Annotated in this window: 10 protein-coding genes; 3 read left to right on the top strand and 7 right to left on the bottom strand. The window is 65.6% G+C overall.

Annotated features, from left to right (window positions below; translation table 11 throughout):
- Positions 1 to 7: 7 nt before the first annotated feature.
- Both ABT392_RS05625 and ABT392_RS05620 read right to left on the bottom strand, forming a co-directional pair.
- Positions 8 to 1,186, bottom strand: a complete 1,179-nt coding sequence (locus ABT392_RS05625; RefSeq protein ID WP_395386367.1) for a tetratricopeptide repeat protein — start codon at positions 1,184 to 1,186, stop codon at positions 8 to 10.
- A gap of 121 nt (positions 1,187 to 1,307) precedes the next feature.
- Complete coding sequence (locus ABT392_RS05620; protein WP_464970931.1) at positions 1,308 to 3,827, bottom strand: alpha-1,6-glucosidase domain-containing protein; 2,520 nt, start codon at positions 3,825 to 3,827, stop codon at positions 1,308 to 1,310.
- 383 nt (positions 3,828 to 4,210) lie between these two features.
- On the opposite strand from ABT392_RS05620, the gene ABT392_RS05615 reads away from it, so the two are divergent.
- Complete coding sequence (locus ABT392_RS05615; protein WP_464970930.1) at positions 4,211 to 6,154, top strand: glycoside hydrolase family 13 protein; 1,944 nt, start codon at positions 4,211 to 4,213, stop codon at positions 6,152 to 6,154.
- Here ABT392_RS05615 and ABT392_RS05610 read toward each other — a convergent pair.
- Genes ABT392_RS05610 through ABT392_RS05590 form a run of 5 tightly spaced genes read right to left on the bottom strand, consistent with a single transcriptional unit; the run spans position 6,144 to position 15,034 of the window.
- Complete coding sequence (locus ABT392_RS05610) at positions 6,144 to 6,629, bottom strand: carboxymuconolactone decarboxylase family protein (protein ID WP_334277205.1); 486 nt, start codon at positions 6,627 to 6,629, stop codon at positions 6,144 to 6,146. The two genes, ABT392_RS05615 and ABT392_RS05610, sit on opposite strands and share 11 nt — an antisense overlap.
- A 60-nt stretch (positions 6,630 to 6,689) precedes the next feature.
- The gene (malQ, locus tag ABT392_RS05605) at positions 6,690 to 8,204 is read right to left on the bottom strand and encodes a 4-alpha-glucanotransferase (protein WP_395386371.1); all 1,515 of its coding nucleotides are present in this window, start codon (positions 8,202 to 8,204) and stop codon (positions 6,690 to 6,692) included.
- Positions 8,205 to 8,231: 27 nt separating this feature from the next.
- Entirely contained in the window at positions 8,232 to 10,325 is a 2,094-nt protein-coding gene (gene glgX, locus ABT392_RS05600) for a glycogen debranching protein GlgX (RefSeq protein ID WP_395386372.1), read from the bottom strand.
- A complete protein-coding gene (gene glgB, locus ABT392_RS05595; protein WP_395386373.1) occupies positions 10,322 to 12,517 on the bottom strand; it encodes a 1,4-alpha-glucan branching protein GlgB in 2,196 nt (731 codons plus the stop codon). Before glgB ends, glgX begins: the two co-directional genes overlap by 4 nt.
- A gap of 27 nt (positions 12,518 to 12,544) precedes the next feature.
- Positions 12,545 to 15,034 (bottom strand): glycogen/starch/alpha-glucan phosphorylase, encoded by a 2,490-nt coding sequence (locus ABT392_RS05590; RefSeq protein ID WP_395386374.1) that lies wholly within the window; start codon positions 15,032 to 15,034, stop codon positions 12,545 to 12,547.
- 309 nt (positions 15,035 to 15,343) lie between these two features.
- Here ABT392_RS05590 and ABT392_RS05585 point away from each other — a divergent pair, with 309 nt between their 5' ends.
- A complete protein-coding gene (locus tag ABT392_RS05585) occupies positions 15,344 to 16,462 on the top strand; it encodes an ABC transporter ATP-binding protein (protein WP_395386856.1) in 1,119 nt (372 codons plus the stop codon).
- The gene (gene malE, locus ABT392_RS05580) at positions 16,459 to 17,643 is read left to right on the top strand and encodes a maltose/maltodextrin ABC transporter substrate-binding protein MalE (protein WP_395386375.1); all 1,185 of its coding nucleotides are present in this window, start codon (positions 16,459 to 16,461) and stop codon (positions 17,641 to 17,643) included. The genes ABT392_RS05585 and malE overlap by 4 nt, the downstream gene beginning before the upstream one ends.
- Positions 17,644 to 17,649 lie beyond the last annotated feature (6 nt).

The following is a 17,649-nucleotide window of genomic DNA, read 5'->3' as shown; positions in this document are numbered from 1 at the left end:
TTTCGCGCTAGGGCTTGGCGCCGGTCATGTAGCTGTTGATCTTGTTCAGCTTGGTGGCGTAGATGTCGCGGTCCTTGATGGTCGTGCTGTAGTCCTTGGCAATCGCCATGTGCTTGCTGGCGCTGGCCAGATCGCCCAGGCGCAGGTCGGCCAAGGCCATCCAGAAATGGAACTCGGGCACGTAGGCGGCGCGCTTGATTTCCTTCTCGAACAGCCCCCGCGCTCTCACATAGTCGCCCGCATTCATGGCCTCGACGCCACGGTCGAAGAAGGCATAGGGCGGGTCAGGCTGCAGCTCGTTGAGCCGGCGCTGCACCTGCTCGGCCTCGGCAAGCTGACCGAGGTCCCGCAAGGCAATCACCAGATTGCCCAGGGCCTGAGGGTTGTCGGGCTCCAGCCGCGCGACCTGGCGCAGGACTTTCTCGGCCGCCACCAGGTCACCATGGCGCCGATAGATCACGCCCAGCGTGTTGTAGGCATTGACATAGTTCGGCGAGCGATCGATGGCGGCACGAACCAGCCAGTAAGCCTGGTCGAGGTCATTGGCCACCATGAACTCGGCAGCGCGGTTGTTGTAATACATGGCGACCAGGGTGCCCTCGTCGATGGTGCGAACGCGCTCCACCCGGTTCAGTTCGGGCGGCATGAAGTCGACGGTCATCATGTCCATGTCGAGCGCGAAGACATTGCTGCTCTCCTGCAGCCGGCGACCCAGGCTCACATTGACATGCCCCGCCAGAAAGAGCACGTTGCCGGAACGGCTCCAGCTGCCTTCGGTATGGACCAGCTGATAGCGCAGCCCCAGGCCCAACTCCTTGGCAAAGGCCGCCGTCATGATGACCAGCGACAGGCAATTGCCGGCACGCGACTCGAACGCCTCAGAGGCATTGCGCGTGATGGCCGAGTCGTAGTCAAGAATCAGCTTGCGCTTCGTATAGAGCGCGTCGATCAGTGCCCAGCGAGGGCCGCGGGCGACGACTTGATCCGCCACGTCGCGCTTGAGGAATTGGCGCATCTCCGGGCTCAACTCGAAGACGGCTTTGTCGTCAATGGGCTGGGCCAGGGGCTTGAACGCCGAGTCCTTGAACAGGGCTGACATCTCCTGCGGCTCCAGGAGCGGCACGCTCACGCAACCAGAGAGCGCAGCCGCCAGGGCCAACAGGCTGGCATGTAGGATTTTTTGCATCGCGCACCTCGCAGTGGCGGCAAGCGACCACCAGCATCCCACGGGTCCGTGCGGCGCCTGCCTGCTCAGATGCTAGTCCCCTTTTGCCTCGCGTGCCGAAGGTCAAGCCCCCGTGTTTGCGCTATTCCTGGACCCAGACGACGGCGGTCCGGGCGGGCACTACGAAGGCGCCGCTGCCCTGCTCGTAACGAGCCTCGCGGCGCGGGCGCTGGTCCGCTGCAGCCGCGCTGGCCTGCACCGGATGCAGCCGGTAGGCGTGCCCACGTTCACTCTCGATCTGCAGCGTCTGCGCCTGAGGCGACACATTGATCAGGTAGAGCAGGCGCTTGAAGCCGGCACCGGCCAGGCCTTGGCCATCCAGCACGGCGGCCATCACCACCGGGTTCTGCTGCGGGCCGGTGTTGAGGAAGTGAAGACGCCGCTTCACCTCATCCGCGGAGCGAAGGCGCAAGAGGCTGCTGCTGGCGCGGATCTTCAGGAGGTCCAGGAACATCGCCCGGGCCCCGGCGATATCGACCGGGCGCGGCTTGATCGAGTCGTCAGCCAGCAGCGGCTGCAGAAGCGGCCAGTCACGGCCGTTGTCACCCTGGGGCGGCAGGCCGGCGGCAAAGCCGTTGTCGCGCAGGCTCCAGTCCAGGCGGTTGAACCAGTCGCCCGAGTCGTAGCTGTTGCGGTCCAGCGATTTGGATCGCAGCACCTCAAGCCCGGCATGGAAGTAGGCAATGCCCTGGCTGAAGGCGGTCAGTGCCGCGCCGAGCATCTGCACCCGCAACCGGTCCTCGCGCGAAGTGTCGCGAGGCAATCGCATCACGTTGATGTCGAACAGCGTCTGGTTGTCGTGGTTCTCCACGTAGTTGACCACCTCGCCCGGCTGCGAAACATAGCCCGCAGGCTGGTCGCCATAGGGAATCTCGGAGAGCTTGCGGCGCTTGCCTTCAAAGGTCTCGAGCTCGAAGTCGCGCAGGGAGCCGGCCAGGCCGACACGGGTCATGTCGGCCGCGCGGAACAGCTCGACGGGCTCGCGCTTCGGTGCCGCGTCATTGGGCGCATAGACCAGGCCGTTGAGCCAGCCCTGGTTCTTGCGCAGCGCCTCGCCGCTGTCGCCCGCACTGCCGCCGCGCGCCGCATCGCGGCCCCGGTCGCTGAAGGTGCCGATGCCGCTGCCATTCAAGGACAGTTGCGACGCCTGGACGAAGCGCGAGCCATTGGCGATCTCGCCAAAATTCCAGCCCTCGCCAATCAGCTCGACATGCCTGCCAGCCGCCTTGTCGACCGCCGCTTGCAGCATCTCCATCGCAGCTCGCGGCTGATGGGCCATCAGATCGAAGCGGAAGGAATCGACGCGGTAGTCGCGCGCCCAGCGCACCGTCGTGTCGATCATCAGCTTGGCCATCATGCGATGCTCGGTGGCCGTGTTGTCGCAGCAGGTCGAGCGCTCGACCTGGCCTTTGGCATCCAGCCGCTGGTAGTAGCCCGGCACGATGCGGTCCAGCACCGACTTGGCATCCTGGCCCGAGGCCGGCGTGTGGTTGTAGACCACGTCCATGCCCACGCGCAAGCCAGCCTCATGCAGGGACTGCACCATCTGGCGAAACTCGATGATGCGGCGTGCGCCATCGGCCGCGCTGCTGGCATAGCTGCCCTCGGGCGAGCCGTAGTGCAGCGGGTCGTAGCCCCAGTTGAAGCAATCCTTGGAGGCGACCGCCATCACCCTGGCTTGCTGGTCCGGGCTGTCTGCGGCGGCCGTGGGTACGGTCGGTGTGGCGCATTGGGCTTCGGGAATGCTGGCGATGTCGAACACCGGCAGCAGGTGCACGTCCGTCATGCCCGCCTGAGCCAGCGAGCGCAGATGGCGCATGCCCGCCGAGCGGGTCTCGGTGAAGGCCTGGTAGCGGCCGCGCCTGGCCACTGGAACCGTCGCGTCAGCGATGGAGAAGTCGCGCACATGCAGTTCGTAGATCAGCATGTCGGTGGCGGCTGCCAAGGGCTTGGGCCGGCGGTGTTGATCCCAGCCACGCGGTTTCAGCCTCGCGGCATTGAGGTCGGCGATATAGCTGCGCCAGGAATCCGTGCCATGACTGATCGAGTACGGGTCGCTGACGCGATTGCGCACCCAACCCTTGCCGGGCACGAAGACCTCGACCAGGTAGTTGAAATAGCGGCCCGACAAGTCCCCATGCGCGCGCCAGGACCAGGCACCCGTGGTCGCGTCGAACTGCATCGCTTGCTCGGCGCTGGCCTTGCTCGCATCGCTGTCGTACAGGCAGAGGCTCACCGCACGCGCGGTGGGCGCCCAGAGCTTGAAGCTGGTGGATTTGGCTGCGGGCTGCACAGCCACGCCAAGGTCCGCGATATCGCCAGCCGCGGCATAGAGATCGTCGAGCGCGCCGGGGCTCTGGATGCGCGTGAAGGCCAGCACCTGACCAGCTTCGTTTTCGCGCGTGAGTATCAATTGAGCGCGATGCAGGCGAGCCGGATCATCGATGGACAGACGCAGCCTCGGGCCGGCTCCGACAAACCTGAAACGCTCGGCCGTTGCTGGCGAAAGGCCCTGCGAATCAGGCTGCAGGTCGAAGCTGCTGTCTGCGCCCCGAACGGCTTGACCTGCCTGCACCGACAGCGAACCCGCCATCGAGAACATGCAAGCGCCAGCGCTGGCCTGGCTCGGCCATCTGACCGGGCCATTGCACGAGTTGGCGATCCAGCCAGTAGGCCTGCGCCTCGGCCACAAGACCATTGGGATGCAGCAGTGCCTGGAAGTCATCAACATCACATCCGCCGGCCCGCGCCTGCCCACTCCAGGCCAGCACGGCCAAGCCCAGCAGCCAGCCGCCGCTCATCCGCGATCTCGATCTCATGCCTGTCTCCGCGCTCGTTTTCTTAATGGTAGCAAAACTACATTCATCAAAACAAATCAGCTTTGCACTACAGGAACCATGCCGCTATGCTTGCCTCCGTGAGCGAATGATTGATCAGTAATTTAGCTACAGCAAGGCGCCACAATGCGCCGATGGGGACGTGTTGATGAACGTGATCCGCAATCTCGGCGGCGCCTTGGCGCTGTGCACCAGCCTGATGAGCCAAGCCCAGACCATCTCCCGTATCGAACCCGCGTTCTGGTGGGTCGGCATGCGCAGCCCGGAGCTGCAGCTGATGGTGCATGGCGATCGCATCGGTGACTTGCAGGCACAGGTCCTGGCGCCAGGTATCACGTTGAAGAAGACCACCCGCACCGCCAATCCCAACTACCTGTTCCTGGACCTGCAGATCGACCCGCAAGCCAAGGCTGGCGAGTTCGAGATCCTGTTCAGCGGCGGCAAGACCCACCTCAAGCAGCGCTACCAGCTGCTGCAGCGCGAGCCCGGCTCTGCGGACCGACAGGGCTTCGGCTCCAAGGATGCAATCTACCTCGTCGTGCCCGACCGCTTCGCCCAGGGTCAGGCAGATCGCGCTCAGCCCGCCGGCCTGCTGGAACGCAATGACCGACGCAGCCCCGGCGGCCGCCACGGCGGCGATATCGCCGGCCTGCGACAGCGTCTGGACTACATCGCAGGCCTCGGTTTCACGCAGATCTGGCCTACGCCACTGACCGAAAACAACGCCGAGAAGTACAGCTATCACGGCTACGCCGCCAGCGACTTCTACAAGATCGACGCCCGCTTCGGCACGAACGAAGAGTTCCGCGAGCTGAGTCGCGAAGCCCGCACCAAAGGCATCGGCATGATCCAGGACATCGTGCTCAACCACATCGGCGCCAGCCACTGGTGGATGCGCGATATGCCGGCGCCAGACTGGCTCAATCAGTGGCCAGCAGACGAGGCGCAGGGCCGCCCCCAAGCCTCGTCGGCCCCCTCGGGGGGGGGGGTGACCAATTTGGTCAAGCCTGGGGGCTACAAGTACGTGGAGACCCAGCATGCACGCATGACGCTGCAGGACCGCTATGCGTCAGAGAGCGACCGCAAGCGATTCACCGACGGCTGGTTCACCCGCAACATGCCGGACCTCAACCAGCGCAATCCGCAGCTGGCCACCTATCTGACGCAGATGACGATCTGGTGGATCGAGTACGCCTCTCTTTCAGGCATCCGCACCGACACCTATTCCTACTCCGACCGCGAGTTCCTCGCACGCTGGTCCGAGCGCGTGATGCAGGAGTATCCGAAGCTCAATATCGTTGGCGAGGAATGGAGCCCGCATCCGGCCGTGGTGTCGTACTGGCAGCGCGGCAAGCGCAACCACGACGGCTATGTTTCCAGCACACCGAGCATGATGGACTTCCCGTTGCATGGCGCCCTGCTCGCCGCATTGGGGGAAGCAGATGGTCACGACAGCGGCCTCACCAAGCTCTACGAGGCGCTGGCGCACGACTTCGTCTATCCGGCGCCGGAACAGCTCGTCCTGTTCGAAGGCAATCACGACACGCCGCGCCTCTACTCGCTGCTGAAGGAAGACCTGGGCGCCTGGAAATTGGCCCTGGCCTACCTGGCCACCACGCGCCGCATTCCGCAGGTCTTCTACGGCACCGAGCTGCTGATGCAGAGCCCGAGGGAGCGCGACGACGGCGCCGTGCGCTCCGACTTCCCCGGCGGCTGGGCCGGCGATGCGGTGAACGGCTTCACCGGCCAGGGCTTGAAAGACAAGCAGCGCGAGGCACAAGACTTCCTGCGCAAGCTCTTCACGTGGCGCAAGAGCAGCCGCGTGGTGCACGACGGCGAGCTGATGCACTACTCGCCGGAGCACGGCGTCTACGCCCTCTTCCGCTATCTGAAGAGCGAGCCCAATGCGCCGCGCGTGATGCTGTTGCTCAACAAGGGCAGCAAGGAAGCCAAGGTCGACCTGCGCCGCTTTGCCGAAATGCTGCCGGGAGCCAAGTCGGCCGTCGATGCGATGACCGGTCAGGCCATCACCCTCGGGGACACCATCACCGTGCCCGCACGCTCGCCGCTGATCGTCGAGCTCAGGCGCTGAGCTGCGACTCCGGCACCGGCGGCGTGAACGACAGGCTGCCGGCCATGCGGTTCCAGGCATTGATCGCGCCGATGGCGGCGGTCAGGCCGGCAATCTCGACAGTCGTGAACTGCGCCTGCAGCTCGGCATAGAGGGCACCGGTCGGGCGGTGCTCGGTCATTTGTGTCAGCGCCTCGGTCCAGGCCAAGGCAGCCCGCTCCTTCGGCGTGAACAGCCCTGGCGCCTCGGCCCAGGTGGCCACGAGGTCGATCTTGGCCGGCACGACCTTCAGCTTGCGCGCCATGTTCAGGTGGAACTGCAGGCAGAACGCGCAGCCATTGAGCTGGGAGGCGCGGATCTTGATCAGCTCGGTGATCTGCTTGTCCAGCCCCGATTCATCGACGGCCTTGCCAAGGGCGCGCATCGCCAGCACCACGCCGGGCGCCGCCTGTTCGAACTCGGCCCAGTCCATGCGGGCTTGATGTGGAAATGCCATGAGAGAAGCTGCCTTCGAGAATGAAGGCAGCAATTCTGGCAGCAGCGCCCGGGGTGCGCTTCAAGGCAGGCGCAAGAGCCCAATCGGCGCACGGCCACTGGCCGCACTGATCAGCCCCAGCACGCGTGCGGGCTCCTGGCCGAGCATGTCCCACTTGAATCGCCAGGCCCAGTTGCCGCCCAAGATGCCCGGCACATTCATGCGGTGCTCGCCCCCCAGGCCCAGCACGTCCTGCAGCGGGAAGACCGCGATATTGGCCACCGAGTTGCAGCAGGCGCGGATCATGGCCCAGTGCACATCGTGGTCGCCGCAAGCGAGGTAGGAGCCGGCGAAAGCCCGCTCGCGTGCCGAGGCGCTGTTCCACCAGCCGCGCACCGTGTCGTTGTCATGCGTGCCGGTGTACGCCACGCTGGCCTTGGGCCACATGTGCGGCAGGAATTCGTGATCGGCCTCGCCACCAAAGGCGAACTGCAGGATCTTCATGCCCGGGAAACCGCAGCCGTCGCGCAGTTCATGCACGTCGTCGGTGATGAAGCCCAGGTCTTCGGCCACGATGGGCAGCTTGCCCAGGCTCGCCTCGATGGCATCGAACAGCGCCTGGCCCGGGCCTTTGAGCCACCGGCCCTCTTTGGCGTCCGGGCTGCTCGCCGGAATCTCGTAATAGCCCGCGAAGCCGCGGAAATGGTCGATGCGGAACACATCGGCCTGGCTCAGGGCGCGCTTCACGCGGGCGGTCCACCAAGCGTAGTTCTCGGCTGCCATCTTGTCCCATCGGTAGAGCGGATTGCCCCAACGCTGGCCATCCAGCGACATCGCATCCGGCGGCACGCCGGCCACCACCGTGGTCTGGAAATTCTTGTCGAGGTGGTACAGGTCGGGGCGCGACCAGCAATCGGCGCTGTCGTGCGCAACAAAGATCGGCAGGTCGCCCATGATGTGCACGCCCTTGCTGTTCGCATAGGCCTTGAGCGCGGTGATCTGCGTGTCGAAGCACCATTGCACGAACTGCCAGAAGGCGATTTCTTCCGCGTGGGTCTTGCGCACTTCGGCAATCGCAGCAGCTTCGCGGCGCGCTAGCGGCGCCGCCCAGTCCCACCAGGGCTGACCGTTCAGCGGAGAGCGGATCGCCATGAAGAGCGCGTAGTCGTCGAGCCACTCGGCCTGGCCGGCGCACCAGTCGGCGAAGGCCAGCCTGTCAGCGGCCGTGGCCTTGGCGAAGAAACCGGCCGAGGCCGCGCGAAGCTGCTGCTCGCGCCAGGGCAGCACGCGGCCGTAGTCCACCTTCATGGCATCGAAGCCAGCTTCGGGCAATTCCGGTGCGGCCAGCCAGCCCTTTTCCACCAGCGGCTCTAAGGCCACCATCCACTGACTGCCGGCGAAGGCCGAGACGCCTTGGTAGGGCGAATCACCCGGGCCGATGGGCGTGGTCGGCAAGAGCTGCCAGAGGCCCTGGCCAGCCGAAGCGAGCCAATCGACGAACTGGTAGGCGGCCGGGCCGAAGTCACCCATGCCGTTTGGGCCAGGCAGCGAGGTGATGTGGGCCAGCACGCCGGCGCTTCGATTGTTGAGGTCCATGACGTCTCTCTACTCTCTCTTTTGATCTCAACCAGCGCGCAGCAGCAGGAGGCTGCGTGCCGGTGCCTGGAATCCCTGGCCGGCGGCAATGCGCTGGCCACTCTCGATCTCACCGCTGCTGTCCAGCAGCACGGAAAAACTCTGCGCGCTCAAATGGAAGGGGCGCGCCTGCGCATCGGGGTTGAACACGATGGCCAGGCGCGGCGCAGCCTCGCTGGCGCCGCGCAGCAGGCAGGCAAACGCATGCTGGTCGGCCTGGTGCCAATCGTGCACCTGCATCTCGTGGCCCGTCGGGCTGAACCAGGCGATGCAGGCATCGCCAGCTCGTTCGGCACCAGGGCCGGCAAACCAGCGCCCATGGCGCAAGAGCGGTTCGCTGCGACGCAGGCGCGCCAAGTCGGCGACGAAGGCCGCAAGCTCCAGATCGGCACTGGCCCAGTTCAGCCAGCCGATCTCGTTGTCCTGGCAGTAGGCGTTGTTGTTGCCTTGCTGGCTGTTGGCGATCTCGTCGCCGGCGTTGAGCATCGGCGTGCCTTGCGCCAGCATCAACGTGGCCAGCATCGCCCGGCGCACGCGCTCGCGGGTGGAGTTGATGCACGCATCGTCACTCGGACCTTCGGCACCGAAGTTCGCGCTGAGCTCGCCGTCGCGCCCATCGCGGTTGTCTTCGCCGTTCGGCTCGTTGTGCTTGTGGCTGTAGCTGACCACATCGTTCAGCATGTAGCCGTCATGCACCGCCACGAAGTTGACCGAGGCCGTGGGGCGGCGCTGGCCGTGGTGGAACACGTCGCTGGACGCCGTGAAGCGCCGAGCGAACTCGCCGCGCCCCACCTTGCCGCTCTGCAACCAGTAGCCGCGCACCGCATCGCGGAACTTGTCGTTCCATTCCAGGAAGCGGCCGGGGAAGCGACCGAGCTGATAGCCGTCGTATGCCGCATCCCAGGGCTCGGCGATCAGGTGCACGCCGGCCAGCACCGGGTCTTGCCGCAGCGCCGCGAAGAAGGCTGCCTGCGGTTCGTAGCCATGGTGGGTACGACCGAGCACCGGCGCCAGGTCGAAACGGAAGCCGTCCACGCCCATCTCCGTCACCCAGTAGCGCAAGGAGTCGAGCACGAATTGCGCCACGCGCGGATGCTGGGCATTGAGCGTGTTGCCACAGCCGGTGAGGTTCTCGCTGCGGCTCTTGTCGTCGCCAGCGAGGCGGTACCAGAGGCGGTTGTCGAGACCGCGGAAACTCAAGGTCGGCCCGAACTCATTGCCTTCGGGCGTGTGGTTGTAGACCACGTCCAGCACCACCTCCAGGCCCGCCTGATGCAAGGCCTCGACCATGGCACGGAACTCGGCCGTCACCGCTGTTGGGTCGTCACGATTCGCCGCTGTGGCCAGCCGCGGGTCAGGCGCGAAGAAACCAAGGGTGTTGTAGCCCCAGTAGTTGCGCAGACCCTTGCCATGCAGGTGCGGCTCGTCCACGCAATACTGCACCGGCAGGAGCGAAAGCGTGGTCACGCCCAACTGCTTGAAATGCGCAATGGCCGCCGGGTGGGCGAGACCGGCATAGCTGCCTTGCAGTTCGGCAGGAATCTCCGGGTGCAGTTTCGAGAAGCCTCTGACATGCACCTCATACAAGAGCACGTCATTCGGTGCATGGCGAGGCGCACTCTCGCGTGGCGATAGGCCACTCAAGGGCTCGGCCACCCTGCCCTTGAGCGCCTGCACGGCGTTGTCGCGCGCATCAAAGGAACGCGGTCCGTCCGGATGCCCGAGTTCATAGCCATGATGCTCGGCCGCCCAGGAGAAATGGCCCACGATCTCGCGCGCATACGGGTCGAGCAGGAGCTTGTGCGGATTGAAGCGGTGGCCGTGCTGCGGCTCGTAAGGGCCATGCGCCCGCAAGCCATAGACAAGACCTGGCCCCACGCCCGGCAGGAAGCCGTGGAACACACCGTCATGCGGGCCATGCAGGCTGTAGCGGCGCAACTCGCGCTGGCCAGCCCCGTCGAACAGGCAGAGCTCGATCTGGCTCGCGTTCTCGGACACCACGGCGAAGTTGACGCCACCATCGCGCGCAACAGCGCCAAGCGGTTCGTGCCGACCTTCTTCGATTTGCGCTGGCAGATTCATGCAGGTACCAGGATGAGTGTGGCCAGCGGCGGCAGGCTGACGCTGATCGACTGCGGCCGGCCATTCGCGGCCTTCTTCTCGACCTTCAAAGTTCCCTCCAGATTGCCGACATTGCTGCCGCCGTAATGCGCCGAGTCGGTATTGAGCCGCTCGCGCCATGCCCGGGCGCCGGCCGGCACGCCGAGCCGGTAGTCCGGCCGCGGCACCGGCGTGAAATTGCAGATGACGATCACCTCGCCGCCGGCATCGTCGCGGCGCAGCCAGGCGAACACCGACTGCAGGCGATCTTCCTGCTGCAGCCACTCAAAGCCTGCCGGCTCGCAATCCAGCCTGTGCAGGGCCGGCAGCTCGCGATAGATGCTGTTCAGATCGCGCACCAGCCGCTGCACGCCGGCATGGCGCTCGTCTTCCAGCAGCTCCCAGGGCAGGCGGCGTTCATGGCTCCATTCATCGCGCTGCGCGAATTCCTGGCCCATGAAGAGCAGCTTCTTGCCCGGGTGGCCCCACATGAAGCCGTAGTAGGCACGCAGGTTGGCGAACTTCTGCCATTCATTCGGATCACCATCCCCAGGCATCTTGTTCAGCATCGAGCCCTTGCCGTGCACCACCTCGTCATGCGAGATCGGCAAGACGAAGTTTTCGCTGAAGGCGTAGACCAGGCCGAAGGTCATCTTGTCGTGGTGCCACTGGCGGTGGATCGGCTCCTCGTGCATGTAGCGCAAGGTGTCGTTCATCCAGCCCATATTCCATTTGTAGTGGAAGCCCAGGCCGCCGGCCGAGGTGGGGCGCGAAACGCCCGGAAAGCTGGTGGATTCTTCAGCCAGCGTGATCGCGCCAGGCGACTCCAGCCCCAGGCGCTCGTTCATGCGCTGCATCAGCGAGATCGCCTCGAAGTTCTCGCGGCCCCCTTGCGAGTTCGGAACCCATTCGCCGGCCGGGCGCGAGTAATCGCGGTAAAGCATGGAGGCCACGGCATCGACCCGCAAGCCATCCACGCCCCAGCGCTCGGTCCAGTACAGGGCGTTGCCGATCAGGAACTGGCGCACTTCATTGCGGCCGAAGTTGTAGATCAGCGTGTTCCAGTCGCGATGAAAGCCCTCGCGCGGGTCGGCGTAGTCGTAAAGGTGCGTGCCGTCGAACTGCGCAATGCCGAATGCATCGGACGGGAAATGCGCAGGCACCCAGTCCAGCAGCAGGCCCAGGCCACGCTCGTGGCAGGCCGCAACGAAGCGCGCAAAGCCCTCGGGCGGGCCGAAACGGGCACTCGGCGCAAACAGGCCGAGCGTCTGGTAGCCCCAGGAGCCATCGAAGGGATGCTCGCTGATCGGCATCAGCTCCAGATGAGTGAAGCCCATCGCGGCGGCATAGGCCGGCAGTTCGGCGGCCAGCTCGTCCCAGGTCGGGAAGCGACCCTCCGGCTTGCGCCATGAGGAGGCATGCACTTCATAGATGCTGATCGCCGCATCGCGGCGGTTGGCCGCCACGCGCTCGGCGCTCAGCGCCTGAGGCTCACGCAGCGGCGCGGCCACGATGCTGGCCGTCTCGGGTCGCAGTTGCGACGCACGCGCATAAGGGTCAGCCTTGGGCGGCAAGAGGTTGCCCTCCGGCCCGACGATCTCGAACTTGTAGAGATCGCCCGGCTGCATATGGGGAATGAAGATTTCCCAGATGCCGGCGCCATGGCGCAGGCGCATCACATGGCGGCGGCCGTCCCAGTTGTTGAAGGTACCGACCACGCTGACGCGGCGCGCATTCGGCGCCCAGACGGCGAAGCGCACGCCAGCCACCGGATGCTCGCCGCCCTGCTCCATAGGGTGCGCACCGAGCTGCGTGTAGGGCCGCGGATGCTCGCCCCGGGCCAGAAGGGTCAGGTCTTGCTCTTCCAGCTGCGGGCCGAATGCATAGGCGTCGGCATGGCAGCCTTCATGGCCGTCATCCCAGCGCACCTGGAAGCGGTACTCGAACTTCTTGCGACGCCGGCCCATCGGCGCCTCGAAGAAGCCGCCCTCTCGGTGCGGCAGGCTGGCCACCACCTTGCGTGTGCCGGCCTCCAGCACCATCACGCCGGCGGCACCGGGCAAAAGCGCGCGCAGCCAGAGCTTGCCGTCTGCATCGGCATGCAGGCCCAGCACCGAGAACGGGTCCGGGTGACGCGCCGCGAGCAGCGCCTGCAACTCCGATTCAGACAGCATTCAGACTCTTCTCCAGTAGGGCCCAGGTCAGCTCAGGCTCTTCACCGACCAGACGCGCTCGACGTAGTCCGCAATCGTACGGTCCGACGAGAACCAGCCCATGCCGGCCACATTGAGGATGGCGCGACGGTTCCAGGCCGCCGGGTCCTGATACAGCGCGTCGACCCGCAGTTGGGTCGCCACGTAGTCGGCGAAGTCCGCCATCAGGAGATAGCTGTCGTGGCCCAGGAGCTTGTCGACCAGGGCGCGGTAGCGGTAAGTGTCGCCGCCGCTGAACTCGCCAGAAGCGATGGCGTCGATCACGGCCTTCAGCTGACGGTTCTCTTCGACATACAGGCGCGGGTCATAGCCCAGCGACTTGATCTTGGCCACGGCCTCGGTGCGCAGGCCGAAGGAGAACATGTTCTCGACGCCGAAAGCCTCGGCCATCTCGATGTTCGCGCCGTCCCAGGTGCCTATGGTCAGCGCACCGTTCAGGGCGAATTTCATATTGCCGGTGCCCGAAGCTTCGGTGCCGGCCGTCGAGATTTGCTCCGACAACTCCGCTGCCGGAAGGATGGTCTCGGCCAGCGAGACGCTGTAGTTGGGCAGGAAGACAAGCTTCAACTTGTCGCCCACGCGCGGGTCGCTGTTGACCACGCGGCCCACGTCATGCGCCAGCTGGATGATGCTCTTGGCCATCTGGTAGGCCGAGGCCGCCTTGCCGGCGATCACCACGGTGCGTGGCACCCAGTTCGCGTCCGGGTTCGCCACGATGGCCTGATAGCGCGCCACCACATGCAGGATGTTGAGGAGCTGGCGCTTGTACTCGTGGATGCGCTTGATCTGCACATCGAAGAGGCTGTCCGGGTTGACCGCAATGCCGAGCTCGCGGCGGATCAGGGCAGCCAGGCGCTCCTTGTTCGCACGCTTGACCGTACGGAACTGGCGACCCAGCTCGGCATCTTCCGCGAGGGGCTTGAGCTTGCTCAGCTCCGCCAGGTCCTTGCGCCAGCCCTTGCCGATGCGCGAGTCGATCAGCGAAGACAGCGCCGGATTGGCCTGCTGCAACCAGCGGCGCGGCGTCACGCCGTTGGTGACGTTGTGAAAGCGCTCGGGCCAGATGCGGGCGTAGTCGGCGAAGATGGTTTGCACCATCAGCTCGCTGTGCAGCGCAGCCACGCCATTGACGCGATGCGAGGCCACGATGGCCAGATGAGCCATGCGCACACGGCGCTCGCCGCCACTGCCGAAGCCGCCGTCTTCCTCGATCAGCGAGACCCGGCTCATCAGCCCTTCATCGCCGGGGAAGCGGGCTTTCAGCTCTTCCATGAAGCGGTGGTTGATCTCGTAAATGATCTCGAGATGACGGGGCAACAGCGCTTCAAACAGATACAGCGGCCACTTCTCCAGCGCCTCGGGCATCAGCGTGTGGTTGGTATACGAGACCGCCTGGCGCGTGATCGCCCAGGCTTCGTCCCAGACCATGCCGTGCTCGTCAAGCAGCAGGCGCATCAGCTCGGCCGGGGCCAGCGCCGGATGCGTGTCATTCAAATGGATCGCGTTGGCCTTGCCCAGGTTGTGCAGAGAGCCGAACTCGCGCAGATGACGCGCAATCAGATCCTGCAGGGAGGCACTGACCAGGAAGGCTTCCTGCTTCAGGCGCAGCTCGCGGCCGGGGTCGGTCGAGTCGTCCGGATAGAGCACCCAGTTGATCGCATCAGCCTGCACGCGATGTTTGGCCGCTTGCGCATAGCTGCCACGGCAGAACGCATTGAAGTCGATCGGCGCTGCGGCGCTGGCATGCCATTGGCGCAGCGTGGACACGCGTTCGCTGTGGTGGGCCGGCACGATGAAGTCATAGGCCTGTGCCACCAGCGTTTCGGCCGGCACCCAACGGCGGCTGCCGTCGGCGTCGACCTCGACGCGGCCGCCGAAGCCGACCGCGTAGCGCACGTCGGCGCGCGGCACCTCCCAGGCATTGCCCAGGCGCAGCCAGTCGTCCGGGCGCTCGACCTGTCGGCCGTCCTGGATGCCTTGGGCAAACATGCCGTATTCATAGCGCAGGCCATAGCCGAAGGACGGCAGGCCCAGCTCGGCGAAGGAATCCAGGAAGCAGGCGGCCAGGCGGCCGAGGCCGCCATTGCCCAGGGCGGCATCGTTCTCGCGCTCCAGCACATCGGGCAAGGCCTGACCCTGCACCGCAAAGGCTTCGCGCAGCGTTTCGTCGAGGCCGAGCGCGGCAATGGCATTCCCGAGGGCCCGGCCCATCAGGAACTCCATCGAGAGGTAGTGCACGCGACGCACAGGTGCATCGACGCCCCGCTTGGCATCTGCCGCTTGCGTGGCAGCCCAGCGCTCGGCGAGTTGCTCGCGACAGGCGGCAGCGGCGGCACGCATCAGCGCCTCCCGGCTGGACGGGTCTACGGCGCCGCGCAGGTCGCGCTGCAGGGCGGTCTTGAAGGCGGCTTGAATCGGGGTGGGGCTTGAGCTCATGGCAGCGGTCTTGAGAGTCGCGAAGATCGTGCTTGCTTTCATGGGTCTTCCATCAGGCGCGCCCGGCCGCAACGGAGCTTTGGCGAGGGCGCAGAACCGGCTCGGCGGCCGGCGACTGGGGCGGAGTATCGCCCAAGAGTCGGATTTTGTGTAGTTTCACTACATCGGGAATTCCCGATTCCGAAATTGACACAGTAATTCTAGGCCAACAGCCATCGAACCTCGGGTAGTCGCCATGTTGTAACACTACATTTTCAACGGTATATTCCAGCCAGCTTCCCACCCCGGGGCATCCGACCGGGGTCAACAGAACAGCAAGCCGCGCCTCAAGTCGCCGGCATGGAGACAACAGTGGCGGACGTCCAGCTTTCCGGTGTAGCCAAGGCCTATGGCGATGTGAAGATCCTGCACGGGATCGACCTCGAGATTCGCGATGGCGAGTTCATGGTCTTCGTCGGCCCTTCAGGTTGCGGCAAGTCCACGCTGCTGCGCACCATCGCCGGCCTGGAAGAGATCACCGGCGGCGAGCTGCGCATCGGCGGCCGCCTCGTGAACGACGTGCCGCCGGCCGAGCGCGGCATCGCCATGGTGTTCCAGTCCTATGCGCTCTACCCGCATATGAATCTGTACGACAACATGGCCTTCGGTCTCAAGCTGGCCAAGGTACCGAAGAACGAGATTGACGGCGCCGTGCGCAACGCCGCCAAGATCCTGCACATCGAGCATCTGCTGGACCGCAAGCCCAAGGACCTGTCGGGCGGCCAGCGCCAGCGCGTGGCCATCGGCCGCGCCATCGTGCGCAAGCCCGAGGTCTTTTTGTTCGACGAGCCGCTCTCCAACCTCGACGCCGCCTTGCGCGTGCGCATGCGCTATGAGTTCGCCAAGCTGCACGAAGACCTGAAGACGACCATGGTCTACGTGACCCACGACCAGGTCGAGGCCATGACGCTGGCAGACCGCATCGTGGTGCTCTCGGCCGGCAAGATCGAGCAGGTCGGCTCGCCGCTGGAGCTGTACGAACATCCGCGCAATCTCTTCGTGGCCGGCTTCATCGGCAGCCCCAAGATGAACTTCCTCGCTGGCGAACTGGCCAGGGTCTCGGCGGGCGAAGCCGAGATCAAGCTGGCCGGCGGCCTAACCATGCGAGCGCTGGTGGACGCCAGCCGGGCCAAAGTCGGCGACAAGGTGACCCTGGGCGTGCGGCCCGAACACATCCGTGTGGGCGGTGACAGCAACCTGATGCAGAGCACCTTGGCCTTCGTCGAGTCGCTCGGCAGCCTGACCTTCGCGTACTTCCCCTACCCCGGCCTGGAAGAACCCCTGACCTGCCAGTTCGAAGGCCGCAACGGTTGCGACCGCCTGCATGCCGGCGAGGCGCTTGAGCTGCAGTTTCCGGCAGAAGCGCTGTATCTGTTCGACGCCGAGGGCACGGCCTTCCGCCGTCTGGCTGCGCCGGAGCTGGGGGAGTGAAGGCCGCGCTGCTCTCGCTGGCCCTGCTGGGCTGGGGCGCCGACGTGCTCGCCGAGTCCTCGCCCAAGCTGCTGGTCTGGATCAATGGCGACAAGGCCTACAACGGCCTGCAGAAGGTCGGCAATGCCTTCGAGAAGGCCTCGGGCGTCAAGGTCGTGGTCGAGCACCCGGTCGACGCCCCCGAGAAGTTCACGCAGGCGGCCGGCGCCGGCAAGGGCCCGGACATCTTCTGCTGGCCGCACGACCGCATCGGCGAATGGGCCAAGGCCGGCCTCCTGACGGCCATCCGCCCAGGCAAGAAACTGCGCGAAGAAAACGAGGAAGCCGCCTGGAAGGCGATGGCCTACCGCGGCAAGCTCTGGTCCTACCCCATCGCCATCGAGACCACCGGCCTGATCTACAACAAGGCCCTGGTGCCCACGCCGCCTGCCACGTTCGACGAGCTGATCGCCCTCGACAAGCAGCTGCAAGCCCAGGGCAAGCGCGCCATCCTGTGGGACTACAACAAGAGCTTCTTCAGCTGGCCGCTGCTGGCCGGCGCTGGCGGCCGGGTGTTCGACCGTGACGCGCAGGGCGAGTACGACGCCGAGAAGGTGGGCGTGGCCAATGCCGGTGCACTGGCCGGCGCGCAGATGCTGGAGCACCTGGTCAAGCAGGGCCACATGCCCAAGGGCGCCCGCTACTCCGAGATGGAAACCGGCTTTGCCCGCGGCCAGGTGGCGATGATGATCTCCGGCCCCTGGGCCTGGGACAACGCGCGGCGCGCCAAGATCGACTTCGGCGTGGCCGCGATTCCTGCCGTGGTGCCGGGCCATCCCTCCAAGCCCTTCGTGGGCGTGCTGGGCTGCATGGTCTCGGCACCGAGCAAGCTCAAGGACATCGCCGTCGAGTTCATCGAGAACCACCTGATGCGCCCCGAGGCCTTGAAGATCCTCGATGCCGATGTGCCCATCGGCGTGCCGGCCAACAAGGCCTTCTATGCCGAGCTGGCCGTGAACCCCCTGATCAAGGCCAGCATGGACAACGCCCGCGCCGGCGAACCGATCCCCAACATCCCCGAAGTGGGCCGCTTCTGGACCGCGATGGACGCCGCGCTGGAAGCCATCACCAACGGGCTGCAGAGCCCGCAGGACGCACTGGCCGGCGCCGCCGGCCGCATGCTCTTGAAGACGGCGAAGTGAGGAGTG

The sequence above is a fragment of the Paucibacter sp. JuS9 genome, assembly GCF_044043925.2.
Taxonomy (GTDB): Bacteria; Pseudomonadota; Gammaproteobacteria; order Burkholderiales; family Burkholderiaceae_C; genus JAUASW01.
This window is presented reverse-complemented; position numbering and strand designations above follow the sequence as displayed.

What these genes read in the sequence shown, in the direction of transcription:
- ABT392_RS05625 (WP_395386367.1), bottom strand. Translation starts at nt 1,186, where the DNA reads ATGCAAAAAATCCTACATGCCAGCCTGTTGGCCCTGGCGGCTGCGCTC.
- ABT392_RS05620 (WP_464970931.1), bottom strand. Translation starts at nt 3,827, where the DNA reads ATGTTCTCGATGGCGGGTTCGCTGTCGGTGCAGGCAGGTCAAGCCGTT.
- ABT392_RS05615 (WP_464970930.1), top strand. Translation starts at nt 4,211, where the DNA reads ATGAACGTGATCCGCAATCTCGGCGGCGCCTTGGCGCTGTGCACCAGC.
- ABT392_RS05610 (WP_334277205.1), bottom strand. Translation starts at nt 6,629, where the DNA reads ATGGCATTTCCACATCAAGCCCGCATGGACTGGGCCGAGTTCGAACAG.
- malQ (WP_395386371.1), bottom strand. Translation starts at nt 8,204, where the DNA reads ATGGACCTCAACAATCGAAGCGCCGGCGTGCTGGCCCACATCACCTCG.
- glgX (WP_395386372.1), bottom strand. Translation starts at nt 10,325, where the DNA reads ATGAATCTGCCAGCGCAAATCGAAGAAGGTCGGCACGAACCGCTTGGC.
- glgB (WP_395386373.1), bottom strand. Translation starts at nt 12,517, where the DNA reads ATGCTGTCTGAATCGGAGTTGCAGGCGCTGCTCGCGGCGCGTCACCCG.
- ABT392_RS05590 (WP_395386374.1), bottom strand. Translation starts at nt 15,034, where the DNA reads ATGAAAGCAAGCACGATCTTCGCGACTCTCAAGACCGCTGCCATGAGC.